This is a genomic window from Streptomyces sp. 8N616 (genome assembly GCF_052246385.1).
Classification (GTDB): Bacteria; Actinomycetota; Actinomycetes; order Streptomycetales; family Streptomycetaceae; genus Streptomyces.
Map to the genome: position 1 here is coordinate 27603 of NZ_JBQQBY010000034.1, position 22559 is coordinate 50161.

The window sequence follows — 22559 nt, forward strand, 5'->3', positions numbered from 1 at the left end:
TGCTCATGCCGCCTCCGGCTGGGGGTTCCCCCGCCCGAAGGCGGGGTGAGGGTTGAGGTGCGGGCGGCCGAGTTGGGCGAGTGCCGCGCCCGCCGCGGTGATCCCGCTGCGGACGGCGCCCTCCATGGTCGCGGGCCAGCCTGTGTCGGTCCACGCGCCGGCCAGGAAGAGGCCGGGAGCACGGGTACGGGCCCCTGGGCGGAGCCGTCCGACGCCCGGTGCCGGGGCGAACGTCGCTGTGCGCTCCCGGGTGACGAAGAAGTCGCGCACCCGCGCGCGCCGGGCGGCGGGCAGCAGCCGCTCGAGCTCGGGCAGATAGCGCTCGCGCAGCGCGGCGACCGGCGTGTCGATCTCGTCGTGAGCCGCGGACTGGGAGAGGGCCAGGTACTGGCCGCCGCCGGTGAGCCCGGAGGCGGCCGTACGGTCGAAGACCCACTGGACGGGCGTGCCGAGCGCCGCGAAGAAGGGGCGGTGCAGCACGGTGCGGTCGTAGACGACATGGACGTTGAGGATCGGCGATGTGCCGATGGACAGCAGCCGGTCGGGGTCCTCGAGGGCGCCGTCGGGCAGCAGGCCGTGGGTCTCGTGCTGCGGTACGGCGAGGACGACCGTGTCGGTGTGCAGTTGCTCCGAGCCGGTGTGCCCGGCCCCGCTGCCCCTGGGTCCTGAGGTGATGTCGACGAGCCAGCCCCGGTCGGCGGCGCGGCTGACGACCTGGGCGCGCCCCTGCAGCACGGTGCGAACCCCGGCCTTGTCGAGGGCGGCGCGCGCGAGCGTGTCGTGCAATTCGCCGAGCGGTACGCGGGACCAGCCGATGTCGGCGGCGCCCGGCTCGGAGAGCAGGCCGGTCTTGAACACCATGGCGGCGAGCCCCAGAGAGGCCTGCGCGGCGCGGGCGTTGAGGGTCGCCACGCCGACGAGGTCCCACAGGGCTTCGACGGCGCGCGGCGACTGGCCCTGCCGGTGCAGCCAGGTGGCGAAGTCGGTGCCGTCCAGGGCCGGGTCTGCCGGGTCGAGGCCCTTGAGGGCGAGGGCGGCGCGGGCGACCTGGGCGCGCTCGGCCAGCGAGAGGTGGGGGTAGCGGGCGAGGCTGGCGGCCAGGTGCAGGGGCACCGGCAGCGCGGTGCGGCGCAGCCGACCGAGCCGCAGCCCCCGGGCGTCGAGGACGGGTACGTCGAGCCGGTCCTGGAGCGGTGCGAGGCGGCTGCCGTCGATCCGGTCGAGGAACCAGCGGTACGCGGTGCAGCAGCGCAGATAGACGTGCTGACCGTTGTCGACGCTCAGCTCGCCCGCCTTCCCTTCGCGGCGGAAGGAGAAGGCGAGGCCGCCGAGCCGCGGCCGGCCCTCGACGAGGGTCACCCGCAGACCGCCGTCCGCCAGCGCGAGCGCGGCGGTGATCCCGGCGATTCCGCCCCCGATCACCACAGCCACCCCCTGGGAGCGGGCTGCCGCACTCGGACTCGCTGCGTCGTCACGGCCGTTCGCGCGCGTGGACATCAGGCCCGCCTCCGGACCGTCTGCCGGGAGATGTACCGGGCGTCCAGGCCCGACAGGCCGCGCACCGCCACATACGCCTTCTCGCGGCCCGGCAGGGAGACACGCCCGCGCAGCACGGCCTCCGGATCGCGGGAGATGCGGTCGAGCAGCCGCCGGTAGATGCCCGCCATTGCGGCCACGCAGGCGCCGCTGCGCCGGTCGAGCATGGGCAGCAGCCGGAAGCCGGAGGCGAACAGGGCGCGGGCACGCTGGACTTCGAAGGTGACGAGGCCGGTGAAGTCGGAGCCCACCGGCGGTTCGGCGCTGTGAAAGCCCCCGGAGCAGCCGAACTTGGCGAGGTCCTCGGCAGGGAGGTAGCTGCGGCCGCCCTCGGCGTCCTCCCTGAGATCCCGCAGGATGTTGGTGAGTTGGAGAGCGAGCCCGAGCGTGTCGGCGTACTCGGGGGCCTGTTCCGCGTCCCGCACGCCGGGCGTGGTGCCGAACACGCCGAGCGAGAGCCGGCCGATCGCACCCGCGACACACCGGCAGTAGACCCTGAGGTCGTCCCAGGTCTCGTACGTCTGGCCGCGCACGTCCATCAGGACGCCGTCGATGAGTTCGTCGAGGCCGCCGAGCGGGATCGGGAAGCGCCGCGCCGCGTGCGCGAGGGCCACGGCCACGGGATCGGTGTCGTCGGGGTCGATGCCGCCCTCGCGGATGCGGCCGAGCAGGGTGCGGGTGTCCTCGAGCCTGGCGCGCTTGGCGTCCGCGGGGAGGCTGCCGTCGCCGATGTCGTCGACCCGGCGCGAGAAGGCGTACAGCGCCGACATGGCTTGCCGCTTCTCGGTCGGCAGCAGCCTGATGCCGTAGGCGAAGTTGCGGGCCTGCTGTCCCGTCACGGCCTCGCAGTAGCGGTACGCAGCGAGCACCTGCGCGGACGCGTGTACGGATCCGTCCACGGTCCGGCTCACCCCTCTCTTCGCAGTGTCGCCCCCACCTCGCGCACGAGGGCGAGCTTGGTGGGCTTGGGCGGTCCAGGGAGTACGTCGTGTCCTGCGGCGGCGATCGCCTTGAGCGCGGCGCGCCCGCCGGCCACGAACCCGGCGAGCAGCAGCTTGAGCCTGCCGTGGACGCTACCCACGAGGGGGGCGCCTTCATTCAGCTGAAGACTGGCGCGTTCGGCGACGCATGCGACCAGGGCGCGCACCTCCGCGCTCCCGGTGGGGGCGGCGAGTCCGGCCTCCTCGACGCCGAACCGCTTCATGTCCTCCGCGGGCAGGTAGATACGGCCGCGGCCGAGGTCCTCGGCCACGTCCTGGAGGTGCTCGACGATCTGCAGGGCGGTGCAGATGGCGTCGGAGCGGCGGACCCGCTCGGGGGTGGTGGTGCCGGTGATGCCGAGGACGAGCCGGCCGACGGGGTTGGCGGACAGCTCGCAGTAGGCGAGCAGGTCGTCGTAGGTGGCGTAGCGCCCGGTGCGCTGGTCCTGGCGGTTGGCCTCGATGAGGTCGAGGAAGGGCACGGGGGTGAGGCCGCAGCGGCGTACGGCCGGGCGGAGGGCGCGCAGCAGCGGGTGCCGCGGGCCCTCGGCGGAGCCGTCGAAGACGCGGCGGAGGTCGGCTTCGAAGGCGTCGAGCAGGGCGAGGCGGTCGTCGGCGCGCTCGGGGGACACGCCGAGGAGGGCGGCGTCGGTGCCGCCGGGGGCGAGGTCGCCGTCGCCGATGTCGTCGACGAGGCGGGCATAGCCGTAGACAGCCATGAGGTCGCCGCGCCAGGTGCGTGGCAGGAAGAACGGCGCCACGGGAAAGTTCTCGCGCGCCGCCTTGCCGAGCACGGCGCGCGCGTGGGCGTGAGCGTCCGTCGCCGCGGTCACCGCGGCCCGCCCGGCGAGGCGCTCTCGGGGGCGGGGGGACAACGCCGGGGAGCGACGGCGGACGTGCCTCGGAGCCGGAGAGTACTCGTCGCCATGGCCGTCATATCTCCCGTTCTACACCGCCGACCCAGAACATCCTATTTCGGACACGCCGCCCGCTCGCCTGCGGCGATACCGGCCTGCCGCCCCCCCGACGCCGAGTCGGGGGTCCGGGTTCTCCGCGGGGAGGCACAGTGCCCGACTTGCCGCGAATCAGCACCGGTACAGCCTACGCCGTACAGCACTCCCGGGCGCGTCAGGGTGACTACCCGGTCCCCACAACACGCGCGGACCGGTCAATCTTCCCCGGGCGCATAGAAGTTGACGGTGGAAAAGCGCCGCGCCGGGGCCGTGCGGCCGGCTGACGGGGTCGGCCGGGAGGACTACCGGGTCAGCCCCGCGACGACGGTGGTGAGGGTGCGCTCCACGACCGCGTCGCGCTGGTCGGCCGGGAGCCGTGCGAGCGGGCCGTCGAGGATGAGCAGGGAGATGCCGTGGACGGCCGACCAGGCGGCGATCTCGGCCGCGGGCCGGTTCTCCGGCCGCATCCGGCCCGTGTCGACGAGCGCGTCGAGCACGCCGGAGAGCAGGACGAACGCGGAGAACTCCGGCCTGTCGTCGGGGGCCTCGAGGCCGGTGAAGCCACTGGCCTCCGCCGAGGCCGTACGACAGAAGGCGACGCGGTAGAGGCCAGGGTGCTCGATCGCGAACCGGACGTACCCGCGCCCGATCGCCTCGGTCCTGCGAACGGCCTCCTCGCCCGGGTCGGCGACGCCGGGGAGTGCGCGCAGCGCCTCGGCCATGGAGGCCGCGAGCGCCTGCTGGGCACGGACCTTCGCGGCTTCGAGGAGATCTCCGTGGCCGGTGAAGTGCCGGTACGCGGCCGTCGGCGACACGCCGACCCGGCGGGCCGCCTCGCGCAGCACGACACGCTCGGGTCCGCCCTCGGCTCCCAGCTCGACAGCGGCCTCGATCAGCGCGTTGCGGAGATCCCCGTGGTGGTAGCCGGACTTTGCGCTCTTGATCGAACCCATGACCTCATCCTGCCCGATGTTGACGCCATTAACATCCTGTGCCACCGTCAATGTTAATAGCGTAAACATCCGGAGGCGATGACCGTGTTCGACCGCATTGCCGAGCTGGCCCTCCGACGGGCCCGGCTCGTACTGACCCTCAGCGTCGTGGCCGTGGTCGCCATGGGAGCGATCGGCTTCGGCGCCTTCGGCAAACTGCTGGGCGGCGGATTCGAGGACCCCAGCGCGCCGTCGACCCAAGCCCAGGAGCTCATCGACGAGAAGTTCGGCGGCGAGACCAACCTGGTCCTGCTGGTGCGGCCCGACGACGGCGCCGTCGGCTCGCCCGCCGCCGAGCGCAGCGGCCGCGCTCTCACCGCGCAGCTCAAGGGCGAGCCGACCGTGTCGAACGTGATCTCGTACTGGGACTCCGGGGCAGCCGCGCTGACCTCGCGGGACGGCGACGAGGCGCTGGTGCTGGCGCATGTCAAGGGCGACGACACCGAGCAGGGCGACAACGCCGAGGCGCTCATCGACGAGTACACCGGCGACAAGAACGGCCTCACCGTGCAGGCGGGCGGCACGGCCGCCGTCAGCGACGAAGTGCCGGCCCAGGTCGCCAAGGACCTCGCGCTCGCCGAGACGATCGCCGTGCCACTGATCCTGGTCCTGCTCGTCCTCGCCTTCGGCAGCATCATCGCGGCCCTGCTGCCCCTGGTCATCGGACTGATCGCGATCGCCGGCACCTTCGCCCAGCTCTATGTGCTCGGCAGCCTGACCAGCGTGTCCGTCTTCTCGATCAACCTCACCACGGCGCTCGGCCTCGGCCTCGGCATCGACTACGCGCTCCTCCTGGTCAGCCGGTTCCGCGAGCACCTCGCGGAGGGCGCGGACGTCCCCGACGCCCTGCGCCGCACCGTACGGACGGCCGGCCGCACCATCACCTTCTCCGCGGCCACCGTGGCCGCCGCACTGGCCGCGCTGCTGATCTTCCCGCAGTTCTTTCTGCGGTCCTTCGCATACGCGGGCATCGGCGTCGTGGCCGTCGCAGCGATCAGCGCGCTGCTCGTCATCCCGGCGCTGCTCGCCGTGCTGGGCCACCGGGTCAACCGCGGCCGCCTGCCCTGGGCCAAGACCGTACAGAGCGCCGAGGCACCGCTCTGGGGTCGCCTCGCGCGCACGGTCATGCGCAGACCCGCCCTCACCGCCCTGCCGGTCCTCGCGGTGCTGCTGCTCGCCGCGAGTCCACTGCTCGGCGTCGCCTTCGGCACACCGGACGAGCGGGTGCTGCCCGAGAGCGCCCAGAGCCGGCAGGTCGCGACCGCCGTGCAGAACAACTTCACCGGCAGCGACGAGTCGGCGGTGCAGATCGTCACGACGGGTCCTGTGGCCCCGGCCGCGCTGGGCTCGTACGCGACCGAACTCTCGCGGCTCGACGACACCGTACGGGTCGAGACCTCCACCGGTACCTACAGCGAGGGGCAGTCTTCGCCGCCCGGACCCGCGAACGCGGCGCTCGCCCGGCCCGACGCCCAGCGCATCACCCTGATCACCGACCTCACGCCCAAGTCGGGTGCGGCGCAGGACCTGGTCGAGGACGTACGGGCCGTCGATCCGCCCGCCGGGACCGAGACGCTGGTCGGCGGCACCGACGCGCGGCTCGTCGACTCCAAGGACTCGATCGCCGACCGGCTGCCCGCCGCCATCGGGCTGGTCGCGGGCACGACGTTCGTGATCCTCTTCCTGTTCACCGGCAGCGTCGTGCAGCCGCTGCGGGCACTGGTGCTCAACGCCGTCAGCCTCACCGCGGCCATCGGCGTCATGGTGTGGATCTTCCAGGACGGCCATCTGTCCTCGCTGCTCGGCTTCACGCCCCAGCCGATGGACACCTCCATGACCGTCCTGATGTTCTGCATCGCGTTCGGTCTGTCGATGGACTACGAGGTGTTCCTGACCAGCCGGATCAAGGAGCTGCACGACGCGGGCGCGGACACCCGGACCGCCGTCACCGAGGGGCTCTCGCACACCGGCCGGATCGTGACGATGGCCGCGGGCCTGCTCGCGGTGAGCTTCTTCGCCTTCGGCACCGCGAACGTCAGCTTCATCCAGATGTTCGGGCTCGGCAGCGGCCTGGCGATCCTGATCGACGCAGTGGCCGTGCGCGGAGTCCTCGTGCCGGCGGCGATGCGGCTGCTCGGGCGTACGGCCTGGTACGCGCCGGAGCCGTTGCGCAGACTGCATCGGCGGCTGGGCATCAGCGAAGGGGAGCCCGCTCCGGCGCGGACGCCCGCCAAGGTCTGACTCCGCCCGCCTGCCCGCGTACACGCGAAAGGCCCCGCCGGATCGCCCGGCGGGGCCTCGCGCGCAGTGCGTGCTGTTCGTGCTTGCCGCGCAGTGGGTGCCATACGTGCCGTCCGGCGCGGCCGGCCTACTTGCTGGTCTCCTTCTCGTAGGCCTTGATGACCTCGTCGGTGGGCCCGTCCATGACGAGCTCGCCCTTCTCCAGCCACAGCACCCGGTCGCATGTGTCCCGGATCGACTTGTTGTTGTGGCTGACCAGAAACACCGTCCCGGCTTCCTTCCGAAGCTCCCGGATCCGCTCCTCGGACCGCTTCTGGAACTTCCGGTCACCGGTGGCCAGCGCCTCGTCGATCATCAGCACGTCGTGGTCCTTGGCCGCCGCGATCGAGAACCGCAGCCGGGCCGCCATGCCGGAGGAGTACGTCCGCATCGGCAGCGTGATGAAGTCGCCCTTCTCGTTGATCCCGGAGAAGTCCACGATCCCCTGGTAGCGGTCCCGGATCTGCTCGCGCGACATGCCCATCGCCAGGCCGCCGAGGATCACGTTCCGCTCGCCGGTCAGATCGTTCATCAGCGCCGCGTTCACGCCCAGCAGCGACGGCTGGCCATCGGTGTAGACCCGGCCCCGCTCGGGCGGCAGCAGCCCGGCAACCGCCTTCAGCAGCGTCGACTTGCCCGAGCCGTTGGAGCCGATGAGACCGATCGCCTCGCCCCGGTAGGCGGTGAAGGTCACCCCGCGTACGGCGTGCACCTCGCGCATGCCCGGCGCGCCCTTGCTGCGGCCCATCATCCGGGAGAGCGCGGCGGTCGCGCTGCCGCGGCCGCGGGTGCCGCCGTTGACCCGGTAGACGATGTGCAGGTCGTCCGCGATGACGGTGGGGACATGCGCCTGGTCGGCACCGTTGTGCTCAGCCACGGCCGTACCTCTCCTCCGCCTTCCAGAAGTACACGAAGCCCAGGGCGCCGACGACGACCGCCCAGCCGAGGGCGAACGCCCAGACGTGCGAGGGCAGGTACTCCGATCCGTACCCGTCGATCAGGGCGAAGCGTACGAGATCCATGTAGACGGCGGCCGGGTTCCACTGGAGCACATCGGTGACCCAGCCTGGCAGATCCTTGTCCGCGAGCATGTGGGGGATGCTGAACATCACGCCCGAGCCGTACAGCCAGGTCCGCATGACGAACGGCATCAGCTGTGCCAGGTCAGGGGTTTTGGCGCCCATCCTGGCCACGATCAGAGCGAGGCCGGTGTTGAACACGAACTGCAGGGCGAGGGCGGGGACGACCAGGAGCCAGGACCAGGTGGGATAGCTGCCGAAGCCGATGGCGAACAACACCAGCACGATCATGGAGAACAGCAGTTGCTGAAGCTGCTGGAGCGAGAACGAGATCGGGAGCGCGGCGCGCGGGAAGTGCAGTGCTCTGACCAGACCGAGGTTGCCCGAGATCGCTCGTACCCCGGCCAGCACCGAGCTCTGGGTGAAGGTGAACACGAAGACCCCGGTCACCAGGAACGGGACGAAGACCTCGTGCGGAATCCCTCTCTTCGTGTCCAGCAGCAGACCGAAGATCAAGTAGTAGACCAGCGCATTGAGCAGCGGGGTCGCGACCTGCCAGAGCTGGCCGAGCTTGGCCTGGCTGTACTGGGCGGTCAGCTTCGCCTGCGAGAACGCCAGAATGAAGTGGCGCCGCGCCCAGAGCTGGCGGACGTACTCGCCGAGCCCTGGGCGGGCCCCGCTCACCGAGAGACCGTATTTGGCGGCGAGCTCGGCCGGGGACAGTCCCTCGTCAGGGGATGGCCGGGCGCTCACCGCGACCGCACCGTCATGCGTTGTCTCACTCACAAATGGAAACTTTCGTCTTCAAAATGCGCTGCCGGATCGGGCGCAGGCAGGCGTAGGCGACGTGTCAGCCGTTTTCCCGCAGTACGACCGATGCTCTCAGACACGAAGCTTGTCAGATCACCGGAGGTCGGCCCAGTCGGGTCAGGCGCCATACCGTACGCCACTTCATGGGCCTGCGGGGACCGCACGGTGTGGTCCAGCCCTCTCTGAAGCCGCCGAGCCAGGCGCGCAGCGCCGGCCGGGAGGGGCGGCGGGCCAGGGTGAGCAGCAGCCATACGCCGAGGTAGGCGGGGACAATGGCGGCCGGGAGATTGCGGCGGGCCAGCCAGACCCGGTTCCTGGCGACCATGCGGTGGTAGACGGCATGACGGCTGGGAGCGGTCGTCGGGTGGTACAGCACCATGTCCGAGCGGTAGTCGATCATCCACCCCGCGTCCAGGGCGCGCCAGGCGAGGTCGGTCTCCTCGTGCGCGTAGAAGAAGTCGTCCGGCAGGCCGCCGACCTGCTGGAACACCGTCGTACGGACCGCGTTCGCGCCGCCGAGGAAGGTGGTGACCCGGGAGGAGCGCATCGGGTCGGAGGCGCGCAGCCGGGGCACGTGGCGGCGCTGTGTGACACCGGTCTCGGGGTCGGCGATCCGGAAGCTGATGATGCCGAGCTCCGGGTCGGCGGCGAAGGCCCGGCGGCACAGTTCGGCGGTGTCGGCGTTCGGCAGCAGGCCGTCGTCGTCGAGGAAGAGCAGCACGTCGACCTCGGAGCCGCCGGGGCCGAAGGCCTCGATGCCGACGTTGCGACCGGCCGGGATGCCCACGTTCTCGGGCAGCTCCACGGTCCGTACACCCTCCGGGAGTTCGGGCAGCGGGGAGCCGTTGCCGACGACGACGACCTCGACCGGGTCGCCGTCCTGCTTGGCGACCGAGTCGAGGAGCGCGCGCAGCTCGTCGGGGCGGTTGCCCATGGTGAGGACGACCGCGCCGAGCCGCAAGTCCCCCCCGCTCATCGCAGCCTGCTCGAGGCGAGGATCGATACGAGGTGCAGCACGGTCTGCACGATGGCGATGCCCGCGAGCACGGCGACGCCGAGCCGGGTGAAGAAGAGGTCGCCGCCGAACGCGTCCAGGATGGCGGTGACCAGGATGAACAGCGACGCCTCGACGCCGCCCACCAGGCGGTGGAACTTCAGCGCGGCCGCGGCCCTGCGGGCCAGGGCCAGGCCCGAGGACCGGGGGACGGATGCCTCGTCCTGGACGGCCGGAAGGCCGCTGCGGGAGCGGGCGACGTCGACCAGGTCCGTCTCGGCCTTGATCAGGATCGCGCCGAGGGCGGCGAGGGTGCCGAGGAAGGCCCACAGCCAGTCGATCCCGCCGTGCTGGAAGAGGTCCGCGGCCCGCAGGCCGAAGCCGAGCAGGAGGGCCGCCTCGGAGAGGTAGTGGCCGATCCGGTCCAGGTAGACGCCCGTGATCGAGGTCTGCTTGCGCCACCGCGCGACCTCGCCGTCCACGCAGTCCAGCAGCAGGTAGAGCTGGATGAGCAGGGCGCCGAGGAGCGCCCCGGCCAGGCCCGGCACCAGCAGTGCCGCGCCGGCCAGGACGCCCGCGACCACCATCAGATGGGTGAGCTGGTTCGGGCTGATCCTGGTGTTCACCAGGTGCCGGGTCCAGCGCAGCGAGAGCTCCCGCATATACAGGCGCCCGGCCCAGTGCTCACCGCTGCGCCGGTCCTTCACGCCCGCGGGGTGAACGACCGGACGGAGTTCAGCTACTGATGGCTTTGGCATAGTCGGCGTATGCGTCCCTGATCTGGTCGGCGGACAGGTCCAGGTGCTCGAGGATCGTGAAGCGCCCGGGGCGGGTCTGCGGTGCGTAATCCACCACCCTGACGAACTCGTCCACGCTGAAGCCGATCTCCTCCGGCTGCACCGGCAGGCCGTGCCGGTGCAGCACCTCGGCCATCAGCCCCGACTCCTCGTACGCACCGCGCAGGTGCATCGCGAAGGCGGCGCCGAGGCCGCACTGCTCGCCGTGGCTCGCGGCGCGCTTGGGGAAGAGCAGGTCGAAGGCGTGGTTGATCTCGTGGCAGGCGCCGGAGGCCGGGCGGCTGTCACCGGCGACCGACATCGAGAGGCCGGTGAGGACCAGGCCTTCGGCGAGCACGGTCAGGAAGCTGTCGTCGCCGACGCCGCCCGGGTGCCGGAGCACGGCCTCGCCGGCCTGGCGGGCCATGGCGGCGGCGAGCCCGTCGATCTGCTCGCCCTTCTCGCGGACCGCGAGCTCCCAGTCCGCGACGGCGGAGATGTTCGACAGCGCGTCACCGATGCCGGACCGGACGAAGCGGACCGGGGCCTCGCGGATGATGTCGAGGTCGATGACGACGGCGATCGGGTTGGGGACGCCGTACGAGCCGCGGCCCGCGTCGTTGTCGAGCGTCGCGACCGGCGAGCACAGACCGTCGTGCGAGAGGTTCGTCGCGACGGCGACCAGCGGCAGGCCGATGCGCGCCGCGGCGAACTTCGCACAGTCGATGATCTTGCCGCCGCCCAGCCCCACGACCGCGTCGTAGTGACCGGACTTCATCGCGTCGGCGAGCTTGATCGCATCGTCCAGCGTGCCGCCGCCGACCTCGTACCAGGTGGCTCCGGGCAGCGCCGGGGCGATCCGATCGCGCAGCGCCGCCCCCGAGCCGCCGCTGATCGCTATGGCGAGCTTGCCGGAAGCGGAGATCCGCTGGTCGGCCAGCACGCCCGCGAGATCGTCGAGCGCGCCCGCGCGGATGTCGACGACGAGCGGCGACGGGATGAGCCGGGTCAGTACAGGCACGCGATCTCCCGGCCCTTGGCGAGGTCGTCGTGGTTGTCGATCTCGACCCACTTGACGTCACCGATGGGGGCCACGTCGACCGTGAAGCCGCGGTTGACGAGCTCCTGGTAGCCGTCCTCGTAGTAGAGGTCGGGGTCCCGCTCGAAGGTGGTCCGCAGCGCGTCGGCCAGGTCGGCCGCGGCGTCGCCCTCGATGAGGGTGACGCCGATGTACTCGCCGGTGGCCTCGGACGGGTCCATCAGCTTGGTGATGCGCTGAACGCCCTTCTCGGGGTCCACGATGACCTTCATCTCCTCGTCGGCGAGCTGCTTCACCGTGTCGAGGGCGAGGATGATCTTCTGGCCCTTGCCGCGCTCGGCGAGCAGGGTCTTCTCGACGGAGACCGGGTGCACGGTGTCGCCGTTAGCGAGGATCACGCTGTGCTTGATCGCGTCGCGGGCGCACCACAGGGAGTAGGCGTTGTTCCACTCCTCGGCCTTGTCGTTGTCGATCAGGGTGAGCTTGAGGCCGTACTTCTGCTCCAGGGCCTCCTTGCGCTCGTACACGGCCTCCTTGCGGTAGCCGACGACGATCGCCACCTCGGTCAGACCCACCTCGGCGAAGTTGCCGAGGGTGAGGTCGAGGACGGTGGTGTCGCCGTCGACCGGCACCAGCGCCTTGGGCAGGGTGTCGGTGTAGGGGCGCAGACGCCGCCCGGCGCCTGCTGCCAGCACGAGGCCGATCATGCGGGTTCTCCTGTTTCGTCGTGTACTGCGGGTGCTCCGGAAGAGACCCAGAAGCGGATGCTCTCGATGAGCACCGCCAGCGCCAGGACCACAGCGAGGGCCGTCAGCGCGATGGTGAAACCTGTGCCGTGCAGCAGGGCAGCGGCGACCGCAACCGCCAGAACCCGTCCCTCGTGCCCCCCGATCGCCCGCACCAGCCAGTGCGGGGGCGCACCGGTGCCGCCGCGGATGCGGTACACCGTGTCGTAGTGATGGTAGGCGACGGCGGCCACCAGCCCGAAAGCCGCTGGCAAGGCACCGTTCACCTCCGAGCGGGCGGCGAGTACCAGGATGGTGGTGTATTCCGCTGTGCGGAAGAGTGGCGGCACGAGCCAGTCGAGGGGGCCCTTGAGGGGGCTCATGACCGCCCGGCCCGCCGTGATGGCGTAGACGAGGGGGCCGAAGAGCATCAGCCAGCTGCCGAACGGCCGCTCCCACACGGTCAGGAGCAGGTACGCCGTGCCGACCGCGGCGTACAGCGGGGCGCGGTATGCCTGGGGCCGCGATCCGCGGAAGGAGGTGGCAGCGACGACCTCGGCGATGAGACCGGAGTCGGCGAGGTCGGCCAGAGCCTGGGCGGCCCGGTCGGTCCTCCCCCAGGGCTTAACGCCTGGGGGGACCCCCATGACCTTGCGTCGGGTGAGCGAGCGCAGGACACGGCCCGTGGTGGTGTAGCAGGCGGCGAGGGCGCAGCCGACGAGCAGGGCGTAGAAGACGATACGGGGGGTGGCCACGGCCGTGAGGACGGCGATCATCGCCCAGCGCTCGCCGATCGGCAGCACGATCATCCGGCGGACCCAGACGGTCCAGCCGACGCCGTCCAGCTTGCCGGAGAGGGCGGCCGTGGGGCTCGTGTTGCCCGAGGCGTCGTGGTTGGCCTCGGTGAAGGAGAAGTCCACGACGTGGCGGCAGGTCTGGAGCACCATCGCGCCGAGAGCGAGCGCCCATACGTCGTCGCCGCCGCGGGCCGCGCCGAGGGCGAGGCCCGCGTAGAACGCGTACTCCTTGGCGCGGTCGAAAGTGGCGTCCAGCCAGGCGCCCATCGTGGAGTACTGCAGCGAGTAGCGGGCCAGCTGGCCGTCGGTGCAGTCGAGCACGAAGGAGGCGAGGAGCAGGATGCCTGCCGCGACGAAGCCGGGGCGCGTGCCGGCGGCCGCGCAGCCCGCCGCGATGAGGGCGGTGAGGAGGGAGGCCGTGGTGACCTGGTTGGGGGTCAGGCCGCGGCGGGCGCACCAGCGGGCGATGTAGCGGGAGTACGGGCTGATGAAGAAGGTCGTGAAGAACCCGTCCCGCGCCTTCACGGCACTCCGCAGCCGCACCTGCTCGTCGTCGACTCCATCGACGACGGCCAGGGCTTCGGCGCGCTCCGCGTCGTCGCCGGGCACGGTGGCGACGAGCGCCCCGAGCTCGGGCCGGTGCACGGGCACGCCTGCGGCGAGCAGGGCACCGGAGACGACGTCCGGCACGCAGCCGCCTGCGGCGGGCGGAGTGGGGGCGGCCTGGTCGGGCGCGGTGCCGACGGCCGCGGCGCTCTCGCCTGCGGCGGGGCGGCTGGGGACCGCCTGGTTCGGCGTGGTGGCGGCGGCCGGCGCTGTGGGGGCGGTGGTCGTGCCGCGGAGGGTGGTCGTCAGTGCGTGCAGGAGTGCCGGGCGCTGCTCGGGCTGGGCGGTCACGGCGCCCGGTACGGCCGCGGCCGGGAAGCGGGGGTCCGTCAGAGCCAGCCGCAGCGCGTGCACGTGGGCGACCAGGCGCGCGTCCACCAGCGCCACGCGCTCCGTCGCCGGGAGGGCGCCGGCCAGCGCCGCCAGGTCGTCGTCCGCACCGGCCGTGACCACGTCGAGGCCCAGCGACCGCAGGTCGCCCTCGAGCCGCGACCCGGCGACCGGCTGACCGGTGAGAATGGCGGTCGACAGTCGAACTCACTCCTTGGAAACTGGCGCGGCCGCGCCGGTACGCAGGCTGTCCGGGCAGCGTCGTGGCACACCCCGGCTCCGTGACCGGCGGCAACACGTCGGCAGAGGCTATCGGATTCTCGGAAGCGACCGTTCATCGCCCGTTTACGCCCTGATAAGGCCGAATGGGTTGCGGGAGACGACCGAAGCGGATCCGCCTCCGAGCATCATGGTGGATCGCGGCGCCCCGGGACAAACGGCCGCGGGCACCCGCCCGCGCTCGCCCCTGGCTAGGCTGCCGGGCATGACGTGGCTGATCACAGGCGGAGCAGGCTATATCGGGGCGCACGTGGTGCGGGCGATGACGGCGGCCGGGGAGGACGTGGTCGTGCTGGACGACCTCTCCTCGGGCGTGACCGACCGGCTGCCGGAGGGCGTCCCGCTGGTCCGGGGCACGGTCCTGGACCGGGAGCTGCTGGACCGTACGCTCGCGGAGCACCGCGTATCAGGAGTGGTGCATCTCGCAGCCAGGAAGCAGGTCGGGCAGTCGGTGGAGCAGCCGCTGCTCTACTACCGCGAGAATGTGCACGGCCTCACCGTGCTGCTCGAGGCCGTGGTCGCCGCCGGGATCAAGCGGTTCCTCTTCTCCTCCTCGGCCGCCGTGTACGGCATGCCCGACGCGGAGCTGGTGACGGAGGACACCCCCTGCCTGCCGATGAGTCCGTACGGCGAGACCAAGCTGGCCGGCGAGTGGCTCGTACGGGCCGCCGGCCGCGCCCACGGGATCGCCACCGCCTGTCTGCGCTACTTCAACGTGGCCGGGGCCGCCCGCCCCGAGCTGGCGGACACCGGGGTGTTCAATGTCATCCCGATGTTCTTCCAGGCGCTGACCCGCGGCGAGGCCCCGCTGATCTTCGGTGAGGACTACCCGACCCCGGACGGCACCTGCGTCCGCGACTACATCCACGTCGCGGACCTGGCCGACGCCCACCTCGTCGCCGCCCGCCGGCTCACGACCCAGGGCCACCCGGGCGACCTGACCGTGAACATCGGCACCGGCCGCGGGGTCTCCGTACGCGAGCTGGCCGATCTCGTCGCCGAGGTCACCGGGCATACGGAACCGGCCGCCAGGGTCGTGGGACGGCGGGCCGGGGACCCGGCGCGGGTGGTCGCGTCCGCGGAACTGATCGCCAAGGAGCTCGGCTGGACCGCCCGGCACGGGGTACGCGAGATGGTCGAGTCGGCGTGGGAGGGCTGGTGCCTGCGTATTTCAGCGGAGACCAAAAGCCCAGGTCAGGGCACATGACAACGGTGTTCAGTCCCGTGTTGCCCGGTACCCCCCGCCCGTAGTTCACTGTGATCGCGCCGGCACCCGCCGACGCGATCGACAGCGGTACGAGCGACGAAGCGACGAGAGCGACAGGAGGCAGCCGGTATGGGCGCAGGGCACGACCACGGGCACGCGCACGGCCCGCCGCCCGGCACCACGGGCACAGCGGCAGCGGCGTACCGGGGGCGGCTGCGCATCGCGCTGTGCCTGACCGTGACCGTGCTCATCGCGCAGATCGTCGGCGGCATCCTGGCCGATTCCCTGGCGCTGCTCGCCGACGCCGGGCACATGGCGACGGACGCCGTCGGGCTCGCGATGGCGCTGCTGGCCATCCACTTCGCGGGCCGCCCGCCGAGCGAGCGCCGCACCTTCGGCTACGCCCGCGCCGAGATCCTCGCCGCGGTCGCCAACTGCCTCCTGCTGTTCGGCGTCGGCGGCTACATCCTCTACGAGGCGGTGCTGCGGCTGCTCTCGCCGCCCGAGGTCGACGGCGGTCTGACCGTCGCCTTCGGCGCGGTGGGCCTGGTCGCGAACGCCATCTCGCTCACGCTGCTCATGCGCGGACAGGCCGCAAGCATCAACGTCCGCGGGGCGTTCCTGGAGGTCGCCGCGGACGCGCTGGGCTCCCTCGCGGTGATCGTCTCGGCGGTGGTCGTCCTGGCCACCGGCTTCCGCCAGGCCGACCCCATCGCCTCGCTCGTGATCGGCCTGATGATCGCGCCGCGCGCCTGGAAACTGCTGCGCGAGGCGCTGGACGTCCTGCTGGAGGCGGCCCCGCGGGATGTCGACATGGCCGAGGTCAGGTCGCACATCATGGACCTGCCCGGGGTCGAGGACCTGCACGACCTGCACGTGTGGACGATCACCTCAGGACTGCCGGTGCTCTCCGCGCACGTGGTCGTACGGGAGGACGTGCTGGACGCGGTCGGGCACGAGAAGCTGCTCCACGACCTGCAGGGGTGCCTGGGCGAGCACTTCGACGTGGGCCACTGCACCTTCCAGCTCGAGCCCGTCGGGCACGCCGAGCACGAGGCCAAGCTCTGTCACTGACCGTGACAGTGCCCGCGTCACCGCAATGGACCACCCGCCCTGGACATATGAACCGCCTATCAGGCTGACATGCGCGCTGAGCAGCACATCCGCGCCCGTTTTGTGCGGCAGACTTGAGCTTCGTAGCCCAACCGAAGGATGGCCATGCCGACCACACCAGCCTCCACGGCGGACGTCTCGTCGAACCGCGCCGCGGCACCGATCATGCTCGAACTGGTCGATGAGAACGGCGCGACGATCGGCACCGCGGAGAAGCTCTCCGCGCATGTGCCGCCGGGCAGGCTGCATCGGGCCTTCTCGGTCTTCCTCTTCGACGGCTCGGGGCGGCTGCTGATCCAGCAACGGGCGCTGGGCAAGTACCACTCCCCCGGTGTCTGGTCGAACACCTGCTGCGGCCACCCGTACCCCGGCGAGGCGCCGCTTGCCGCGGCAGCCCGGCGTACGGCCGAGGAGCTGGGCGTCTCCCCCTCGATGCTGTCCGAGGCGGGGACGGTCCGCTACAACCACCCGGACCCGGCATCCGGCCTGGTGGAGCAGGAGTACAACCACCTCTTCGTGGGTCTTGTGCGAGCTGAGCCGAAGCCGGACCCGGAGGAGGTCGGGGAGACGGCCTTCGTGACGGCGGAGGAGCTGGCGCGGCTGCACGGGGAGCGGTCCTTCTCGTCCTGGTTCATGACCGTGCTGGACGCCGCGCGCCCGGCGATCCGCGAGCTGACCGGACCGTCGGCGGGCTGGTAGAAGCCCGGTGTCAGGCCGTGAAGGGCGCGCCCGGTAGGCGAGGTCCACCACGGTGCCCTTCTGCACAGCCCTCTTGAGGGCAGCCGGGTCAGCGGAACGGCAGGGCGGCCCAGATCACCTTGCCACCGGTCGCCGTGTGCTCGACGTCGCAGATCCCGCCCGCCTCCGTGGTGATCGCCTTGACGAGCAGCAGCCCGCGCCCGCCCGTCTGTCCCTCCTCCGCCACCAGCGCCTTCGGCCGGTACGGGTGGTCGTCCTCGACCGCCACCCGTACCCAGTCGGCGCCGACCGAGACCACCACGGCGAGCTCCGGTGAGAGCAGGGCCGCGTGCCGTACGGCATTGGTGACCAGCTCCGAGACGATCAGCAGCAGGCCGTGGACGATGTCGTCCGGGACCGGGACGCCCTGGTTCCGCAGCAGGTCGCGGACGGCGCGCCGGGCTTGCGGGACCGAGGACTCCAGGGCCGGGGCGGTGAGGCGCCAGACGCCCTCGTAGGGCATCCGAGCGGTGAGCCCGTCCGCGGCGGCGGCAGGAAGGTCGGCGACATCGGCGACGGCCTGTCCTGGGTCAGGCGGCCCGCTTCCGCGGATCTCCATGTCCCGCACCCTTCTCCAATTTGCGCGACGATCCCCGCAGCTCTGTCCCCGCAGCTCTGTTCTCGCACCGCATTGTCCTCGCGGTACGCCGCCAGAGTCCGCCTCACACGTCGAGTGTTGGGAATGGGTTGGTCCGTACCGGTCCGGTGCCCGGAAGTCACCACGTATCGACGGATTCTGAACATGTGCGTATGTCAGCGCCAGTTGTGCGACTGGTCCTGTTCACCTTGGTTCCGCCTTCACCGACCTGCCCGGATAGCATCCGGCGCATGGAGCCCGCACTGCAGCTGGACACCGCCGACGGAGTCGCGACGGTCGTCATACGCAACCCCGCCAAGCGCAACGCCATGACCACCGCCATGTGGCGGCGACTGCCGGGCCTGCTGGACCGGCTGGCGGCCGACCCCGCCGTACGCGTGCTGGTGCTGACCGGCGCCGGGGACACCTTCTGTGCGGGCGCGGACATCGGCTCGCTGCGGGAGTCCGCGGGCGAGTCGCAGGGCCTGGCGGTGGCAGCGGAGGACGCGCTGGCCGCCTTCCCCAAGCCGACGCTGGCCGCCGTGCGCGGCTACTGCGTGGGCGGCGGCTGCCAGCTCGCCGCCGCCTGCGATCTGCGGTTCGCCGCCGAGGGCTCCTCCTTCGGGATCACCCCGGCGAAGCTCGGCATCGTCTACCCGGCCTCGTCCACCCGGCGGTTGACCGGTCTGGTGGGCCCGGCGACCGCCAAGTACCTGTTGTTTTCCGGCGAGTTGATCGAGGCCGGGCGGGCGCTGCGCACGGGTCTGGTGGACGAGCTGCTGCCGGCGGGCGAACTGGGCAAGCGGGTGGCGGAGTTCACGCGGATCCTCGCCTCGCGGTCGCTGCTGACGCAGGCGGCGGCGAAGGAGTTCGCGAGCGGCGAGGTGCGGCCGGAGCGGGAGGCCTACTGGGCGGAGCGGGCGCGCGACAGCGGCGACACGGCGGAGGGGGTCGCGGCGTTCCTGGAGCGCCGGGCACCGCGCTTCTCATGGTCGGGCTGAGAGTCCTCAGCGTTTGAGCCGCGCTGAGGTCCAGCGAGCCGGAGTCGTCGCGGACCTGACCGGTGTGCTCGCCGACGAACACGGTCTCGGCGCCTGGCAGCCGGCTCAGTATCTGGTACGTGGTCCACCGCGTCCAGCAGCCGGGCTGAGGCCAGGGCTCGCCCCTGCCCCTCCCCGGGGGAGCAGGGGGCAGGGGAAGGGGGACTCAGGGCGGGTGGGTGGTGGGCGGCTCGGCGGGTACGCGAAGGGGTGGGTGCGTGGGCTTCAGGCGGGCGCGGGGGGCCGTCGGGGGCTTCTGGTGGAGGCGGGGGCGGGGCTTCAGGAGATTGCTACTTACAGGTAACGTGCGGGCATGAGCACTCCTCTGCCTGCCCGCGCCGGGCGACGCTGTCACAACGCCCTGAACCCGCTGCACTCGGCGGTCTACTTCACCGCAGAGCACGCCCAGGAGATGGCGGCCATCGGCCACGACGACTGGTCCGCCGCGTACTTCGCGTCGCGGGCCTCCGCGATGGGAGCCGCGGGTGCCGGCGCGGTCACCGCCGCGTTCTACAACTTCAACCCCGAGCTGGTGGCCCGCCACGTACCGCGGATCTGGCGCACCGCCTCCCCCGAGGACGCGCTCGCCGCCCGGCTGCGCGCCGTCGACGCCGGACTGCGGCGGCTGCTCGGCGAAGAGGCCGTGGCCTCGGCCGAGATGGCGGAGGCGGCGAAGCTGGCCCTGCGCGCGGCCGAGGCGTGCAGCCGCCCCGGCCGGACGCTGTACGCCGCGCACGCCGACCAGCCGGCGCCCGAGGAGCCCCACCTCGCCTTCTGGCACGCGGCGACGCTGCTCCGCGAGCACCGCGGCGACGGTCACATCACGGTGCTGATGGGCGCCGAGCTGGATGGGCTGGAGGCGATGGTCACCCACTCGGCCACCGGCAAGGGCCAGAGCCCCAAGTGGCTGCTGCGCACGCGCGCGTGGGGGCAGGACGACTGGGCCGCGGCCCAGGACCGGCTGCGCGAGCGCGGACTCCTCGATGCGGGGGGCGAGTTGACCGAGGAGGGCCTCGGGCTGCGCAAGCGGATCGAGGAGGACACGGACCGGCTCGACCGCGCCCCGTACGAACACCTCGGCGAGGCCGGGGTCGCGCGGCTCACGGAGCTCGCCGGCGGCTGGTTGGCAGCCGCGGTCACCGCCGGTGCCTTCCCCGCGGACCTCTTCGGCAAGGGCTGAGGCCGGACCACCGGCGCGGGCCGGGCCGGGGCCACCGCCGTGCGCGCGGCCGCAGCGCGCGGAGGTCCCGTACCGCTTCGGACTGTCTGCGCAGGGCTGTCGGCGCCACCTGGCACAATGCGGGCACCAGCAGCAACGACAAGGCGGATCGGATCGTGACGACGTCGATTGAGGGCAGGATCGCCGAGGAGCTCGGCGTACGGGAGCGGCAGGTAAAGGCGGCCGTCGAGCTGCTCGACGGCGGTTCGACCGTGCCGTTCATCGCGCGCTACCGCAAGGAAGCGACCGAGATGCTCGACGACGCCCAGCTGCGCTCGCTCGAGGAGCGGCTGCGCTATCTGCGGGAGCTCGAGGAGCGGCGCACCGCGATCCTCGAGTCGGTCCGGTCGCAGGGCAAGCTCGACGAGCGCCTCGAGGCGCAGATCCGGGCCGCGGACTCCAAGGCCCGGCTCGAGGACATCTACCTGCCCTTCAAGCCCAAGCGCCGTACGAAGGCGCAGATCGCGCGCGAGGCGGGGCTTGAGCCGCTCGCCGACGGGCTGCTCGGCGACCCGTCGGTCGAGCCGCTCGCGGCCGCCGCCGCGTTCGTCGACGAGGGCTCGGGGGTCGCGGACGCCGCCGCCGCGCTGGAGGGTGCCCGCGCCATCCTCACCGAGCGGTTCGGCGAGGACGCGGACCTGATCGGCGAGCTGCGCGAGCGCATGTGGCAGCGGGGGCGGATGGCCGCGAAGGTGCGGGAGGGCAAGGAGGAGGCGGGCGCGAAGTTCGCCGACTACTTCGACTTCGCCGAGCCGTTCACGGAGCTGCCCTCGCACCGGGTGCTGGCGATGTTCCGCGGCGAGAAGGAGGAGGTCCTCGACCTCGCCCTGGAGCCCGCCGGTCCCGGCGACGAGGCGGACGAGGGCCCGAGCTCGTACGAGCAGGCGATCGCCGCCCGCTTCGGCATCGCGGACCGCGGCCGCCCGGCCGACAAGTGGCTGACCGACACGGTCCGCTGGGCCTGGCGCACCCGCGTCCTCGTCCACCTCGGCATCGACCTGCGGCTGCGGCTGCGGCAGGCCGCCGAGGACGAGGCGGTCCGGGTGTTCGCGGCCAATCTGCGCGACCTGCTGCTGGCAGCCCCGGCGGGCACGCGCGCGACGATGGGCCTGGACCCGGGCTTCCGTACGGGCGTGAAGGTGGCCGTCGTCGACGCGACCGGCAAGGTGGCCGCGACGGACACGATCTATCCGCACGTACCGCAGCAGAAGTGGGACGAGTCGCTGGCGAGGCTGGCCCGGCTGGCGCGCGAGCACCGCGTCGAGCTGATCGCCATCGGCAACGGCACGGCGTCCCGGGAGACCGACAAGCTCGCGGCCGATCTCATCGCGCGGCAGCCGGAGTTGAAGCTGACGAAGGTGATGGTCTCGGAGGCCGGGGCCTCGGTGTACTCGGCGTCGGCCTTCGCCTCACAGGAGCTGCCGGGCCTGGACGTGTCGCTGCGCGGCGCGGTGTCGATCGCGCGGCGCCTGCAGGACCCGCTGGCCGAGCTGGTGAAGATCGACCCGAAGTCGATCGGCGTCGGCCAGTACCAGCACGACCTGTCCGAGGTGAAGCTCTCCCGCTCGCTCGACGCGGTCGTCGAGGACTGTGTGAACGGTGTGGGGGTGGACGTCAACACCGCATCCGCGCCACTGCTGGCCCGGGTCTCGGGCATCGGCGCGGGCCTTGCCGAGAACATCGTGGCGCACCGCGACGCGAACGGCGCCTTCCGCGCGCGGAAGCAGCTGAAGGAGGTGGCGCGGCTCGGGCCCAAGGCGTACGAGCAGTGCGCGGGCTTCCTCCGCATTCGCGGCGGCGACGACCCGCTCGACGCGTCGAGCGTGCACCCGGAGGCGTACCCGGTGGTGCGGCGGATCGCGGGTTCGACCGGCGGGGAGGTGAAGGCGCTCATCGGCAACACGGCGGTGCTGCGCGGACTGAAGCCTGCGGACTTCGTGGACGAGTCCTTCGGCCTGCCGACGGTCACGGACATCCTGAAGGAGCTGGAGAAGCCGGGGCGCGACCCGCGGCCCGCGTTCAAGACGGCGGCCTTCAAGGAAGGCGTGGAGAAGATCGGCGACCTCGCGGCCGGGATGATCCTGGAGGGGGTCGTCACGAATGTCGCCGCCTTCGGGGCCTTTGTGGACGTGGGCGTCCACCAGGACGGTCTGGTGCATGTCTCGGCGATGTCGAAGACCTTCGTGAAGGACCCGAGGGATGTGGTGAAGCCGGGGGACATCGTGCGGGTGAAGGTGCTCGACGTGGACATTCCGCGGAAGCGGGTTTCGCTCACGCTGCGGCTGGACGACGAGTCGCCGTCCGGCGGGGGGAAGCCGGGGGGGCGCGGTGACCGCGGCGAGGGCCGGGACCGGCCGCGGCGCGGCGCGCCGCAGCAGCGGCAGGGCGGCCGCGGCGGTGACCGGGGCCGTGGCGGTGACCGGGGCCGCGACGCCGCCCCCGCGAACGGAGCGATGGCGGACGCGCTGCGCCGCGCGGGCCTCCTCGACCCCAAGCGCCGCGGCTAGCGGCCCGCCTCACCTGGCGCACTGCCCCGGTCCGGAGCCCGG

The 22559-nt window shown here is 72.0% G+C and carries 19 protein-coding genes; 7 read left to right on the plus strand and 12 right to left on the minus strand.

Features of this window, described 5'->3' with window-relative positions; translation table 11 throughout:
• Positions 1-3 precede the first annotated feature (3 nt).
• The 4 genes from hpnE to ACTWQC_RS27060 all read right to left on the minus strand — a co-directional run bounded on the left by hpnE (position 4) and on the right by ACTWQC_RS27060 (position 4422).
• A complete protein-coding gene (gene hpnE / locus ACTWQC_RS27045; RefSeq protein WP_443318417.1) occupies positions 4-1497 on the minus strand; it encodes a hydroxysqualene dehydroxylase HpnE in 1494 nt (497 codons plus the stop codon).
• A complete protein-coding gene (hpnD, locus tag ACTWQC_RS27050) occupies positions 1497-2447 on the minus strand; it encodes a presqualene diphosphate synthase HpnD (RefSeq protein WP_443318418.1) in 951 nt (316 codons plus the stop codon). The genes hpnE and hpnD overlap by 1 nt, the downstream gene beginning before the upstream one ends.
• Positions 2444-3310: a squalene synthase HpnC gene (hpnC, locus tag ACTWQC_RS27055; protein WP_443318471.1), complete on the minus strand. Its 867-nt coding sequence runs from the start codon at positions 3308-3310 to the stop codon at positions 2444-2446. The genes hpnD and hpnC overlap by 4 nt, the downstream gene beginning before the upstream one ends.
• A 461-nt stretch (positions 3311-3771) precedes the next feature.
• Positions 3772-4422, minus strand: coding sequence for a TetR/AcrR family transcriptional regulator (locus ACTWQC_RS27060; RefSeq protein ID WP_443318419.1), 651 nt, complete (start codon positions 4420-4422; stop codon positions 3772-3774).
• A 78-nt stretch (positions 4423-4500) separates the two neighbouring features.
• Between ACTWQC_RS27060 and ACTWQC_RS27065 the strand changes: the two genes are divergently transcribed.
• Positions 4501-6702 (plus strand): MMPL family transporter, encoded by a 2202-nt coding sequence (locus ACTWQC_RS27065; RefSeq protein ID WP_443318420.1) that lies wholly within the window; start codon positions 4501-4503, stop codon positions 6700-6702.
• 127 nt (positions 6703-6829) lie between these two features.
• Here the strand turns inward: ACTWQC_RS27065 and ACTWQC_RS27070 are convergent, their stop codons facing one another.
• The 7 genes from ACTWQC_RS27070 to ACTWQC_RS27100 form a co-directional block, all read right to left on the minus strand.
• A complete protein-coding gene (locus ACTWQC_RS27070) occupies positions 6830-7618 on the minus strand; it encodes an ABC transporter ATP-binding protein (RefSeq protein ID WP_443318421.1) in 789 nt (262 codons plus the stop codon).
• Complete coding sequence (locus ACTWQC_RS27075) at positions 7611-8546, minus strand: ABC transporter permease (protein WP_443318422.1); 936 nt, start codon at positions 8544-8546, stop codon at positions 7611-7613. Before ACTWQC_RS27075 ends, ACTWQC_RS27070 begins: the two co-directional genes overlap by 8 nt.
• 112 nt (positions 8547-8658) lie before the next feature.
• The gene (locus ACTWQC_RS27080) at positions 8659-9546 is read right to left on the minus strand and encodes a glycosyltransferase family 2 protein (RefSeq protein WP_443318423.1); all 888 of its coding nucleotides are present in this window, start codon (positions 9544-9546) and stop codon (positions 8659-8661) included.
• The gene (locus ACTWQC_RS27085) at positions 9543-10322 is read right to left on the minus strand and encodes a CDP-alcohol phosphatidyltransferase family protein (RefSeq protein WP_443318424.1); all 780 of its coding nucleotides are present in this window, start codon (positions 10320-10322) and stop codon (positions 9543-9545) included. The genes ACTWQC_RS27080 and ACTWQC_RS27085 overlap by 4 nt, the downstream gene beginning before the upstream one ends.
• The gene (locus ACTWQC_RS27090; RefSeq protein ID WP_443318425.1) at positions 10300-11361 is read right to left on the minus strand and encodes an iron-containing alcohol dehydrogenase family protein; all 1062 of its coding nucleotides are present in this window, start codon (positions 11359-11361) and stop codon (positions 10300-10302) included. Before ACTWQC_RS27090 ends, ACTWQC_RS27085 begins: the two co-directional genes overlap by 23 nt.
• Positions 11349-12086, minus strand: coding sequence for a phosphocholine cytidylyltransferase family protein (locus ACTWQC_RS27095; protein WP_443318426.1), 738 nt, complete (start codon positions 12084-12086; stop codon positions 11349-11351). The genes ACTWQC_RS27090 and ACTWQC_RS27095 overlap by 13 nt, the downstream gene beginning before the upstream one ends.
• A complete protein-coding gene (locus tag ACTWQC_RS27100) occupies positions 12083-14038 on the minus strand; it encodes a DUF5941 domain-containing protein (protein WP_443318472.1) in 1956 nt (651 codons plus the stop codon). Before ACTWQC_RS27100 ends, ACTWQC_RS27095 begins: the two co-directional genes overlap by 4 nt.
• 283 nt (positions 14039-14321) lie before the next feature.
• Here ACTWQC_RS27100 and galE point away from each other — a divergent pair, with 283 nt between their 5' ends.
• The 3 genes from galE (at position 14322) to idi (ending at position 17135) form a co-directional block, all read left to right on the plus strand.
• Positions 14322-15323, plus strand: a complete 1002-nt coding sequence (gene galE / locus ACTWQC_RS27105) for a UDP-glucose 4-epimerase GalE (protein ID WP_443318427.1) — start codon at positions 14322-14324, stop codon at positions 15321-15323.
• 129 nt (positions 15324-15452) lie between these two features.
• A complete protein-coding gene (locus ACTWQC_RS27110; RefSeq protein ID WP_443318428.1) occupies positions 15453-16397 on the plus strand; it encodes a cation diffusion facilitator family transporter in 945 nt (314 codons plus the stop codon).
• Between the two features lie 144 nt (positions 16398-16541).
• Positions 16542-17135: an isopentenyl-diphosphate Delta-isomerase gene (idi, locus tag ACTWQC_RS27115; RefSeq protein ID WP_443318429.1), complete on the plus strand. Its 594-nt coding sequence runs from the start codon at positions 16542-16544 to the stop codon at positions 17133-17135.
• Positions 17136-17223: 88 nt separating this feature from the next.
• Here the strand turns inward: idi and ACTWQC_RS27120 are convergent, their stop codons facing one another.
• Positions 17224-17733, minus strand: a complete 510-nt coding sequence (locus ACTWQC_RS27120; protein ID WP_443318430.1) for an ATP-binding protein — start codon at positions 17731-17733, stop codon at positions 17224-17226.
• A 269-nt stretch (positions 17734-18002) separates the two neighbouring features.
• On the opposite strand from ACTWQC_RS27120, the gene ACTWQC_RS27125 reads away from it, so the two are divergent.
• The 3 genes from ACTWQC_RS27125 to ACTWQC_RS27135 all read left to right on the plus strand — a co-directional run bounded on the left by ACTWQC_RS27125 (position 18003) and on the right by ACTWQC_RS27135 (position 22517).
• Complete coding sequence (locus tag ACTWQC_RS27125) at positions 18003-18752, plus strand: enoyl-CoA hydratase/isomerase family protein (RefSeq protein ID WP_443318431.1); 750 nt, start codon at positions 18003-18005, stop codon at positions 18750-18752.
• 352 nt (positions 18753-19104) lie between these two features.
• Complete coding sequence (locus ACTWQC_RS27130; protein WP_443318432.1) at positions 19105-19971, plus strand: SCO6745 family protein; 867 nt, start codon at positions 19105-19107, stop codon at positions 19969-19971.
• Positions 19972-20126: 155 nt separating this feature from the next.
• A complete protein-coding gene (locus ACTWQC_RS27135; RefSeq protein WP_443318433.1) occupies positions 20127-22517 on the plus strand; it encodes a Tex family protein in 2391 nt (796 codons plus the stop codon).
• Positions 22518-22559 lie beyond the last annotated feature (42 nt).

Bases quoted from the DNA above. Each gene is read 5' to 3' on its own strand.
- galE (WP_443318427.1), top strand. From the start codon at position 14,322: ATGACGTGGCTGATCACAGGCGGAGCAGGCTATATCGGGGCGCACGTG.
- ACTWQC_RS27130 (WP_443318432.1), top strand. From the start codon at position 19,105: ATGAGCACTCCTCTGCCTGCCCGCGCCGGGCGACGCTGTCACAACGCC.
- ACTWQC_RS27060 (WP_443318419.1), bottom strand. From the start codon at position 4,422: ATGGGTTCGATCAAGAGCGCAAAGTCCGGCTACCACCACGGGGATCTC.
- ACTWQC_RS27085 (WP_443318424.1), bottom strand. From the start codon at position 10,322: ATGCCAAAGCCATCAGTAGCTGAACTCCGTCCGGTCGTTCACCCCGCG.
- hpnE (WP_443318417.1), bottom strand. From the start codon at position 1,497: ATGTCCACGCGCGCGAACGGCCGTGACGACGCAGCGAGTCCGAGTGCG.
- idi (WP_443318429.1), top strand. From the start codon at position 16,542: ATGCCGACCACACCAGCCTCCACGGCGGACGTCTCGTCGAACCGCGCC.
- ACTWQC_RS27065 (WP_443318420.1), top strand. From the start codon at position 4,501: ATGACCGTGTTCGACCGCATTGCCGAGCTGGCCCTCCGACGGGCCCGG.
- ACTWQC_RS27125 (WP_443318431.1), top strand. From the start codon at position 18,003: ATGGAGCCCGCACTGCAGCTGGACACCGCCGACGGAGTCGCGACGGTC.
- ACTWQC_RS27080 (WP_443318423.1), bottom strand. From the start codon at position 9,546: ATGAGCGGGGGGGACTTGCGGCTCGGCGCGGTCGTCCTCACCATGGGC.
- ACTWQC_RS27110 (WP_443318428.1), top strand. From the start codon at position 15,453: ATGGGCGCAGGGCACGACCACGGGCACGCGCACGGCCCGCCGCCCGGC.
- ACTWQC_RS27095 (WP_443318426.1), bottom strand. From the start codon at position 12,086: ATGATCGGCCTCGTGCTGGCAGCAGGCGCCGGGCGGCGTCTGCGCCCC.
- ACTWQC_RS27120 (WP_443318430.1), bottom strand. From the start codon at position 17,733: ATGGAGATCCGCGGAAGCGGGCCGCCTGACCCAGGACAGGCCGTCGCC.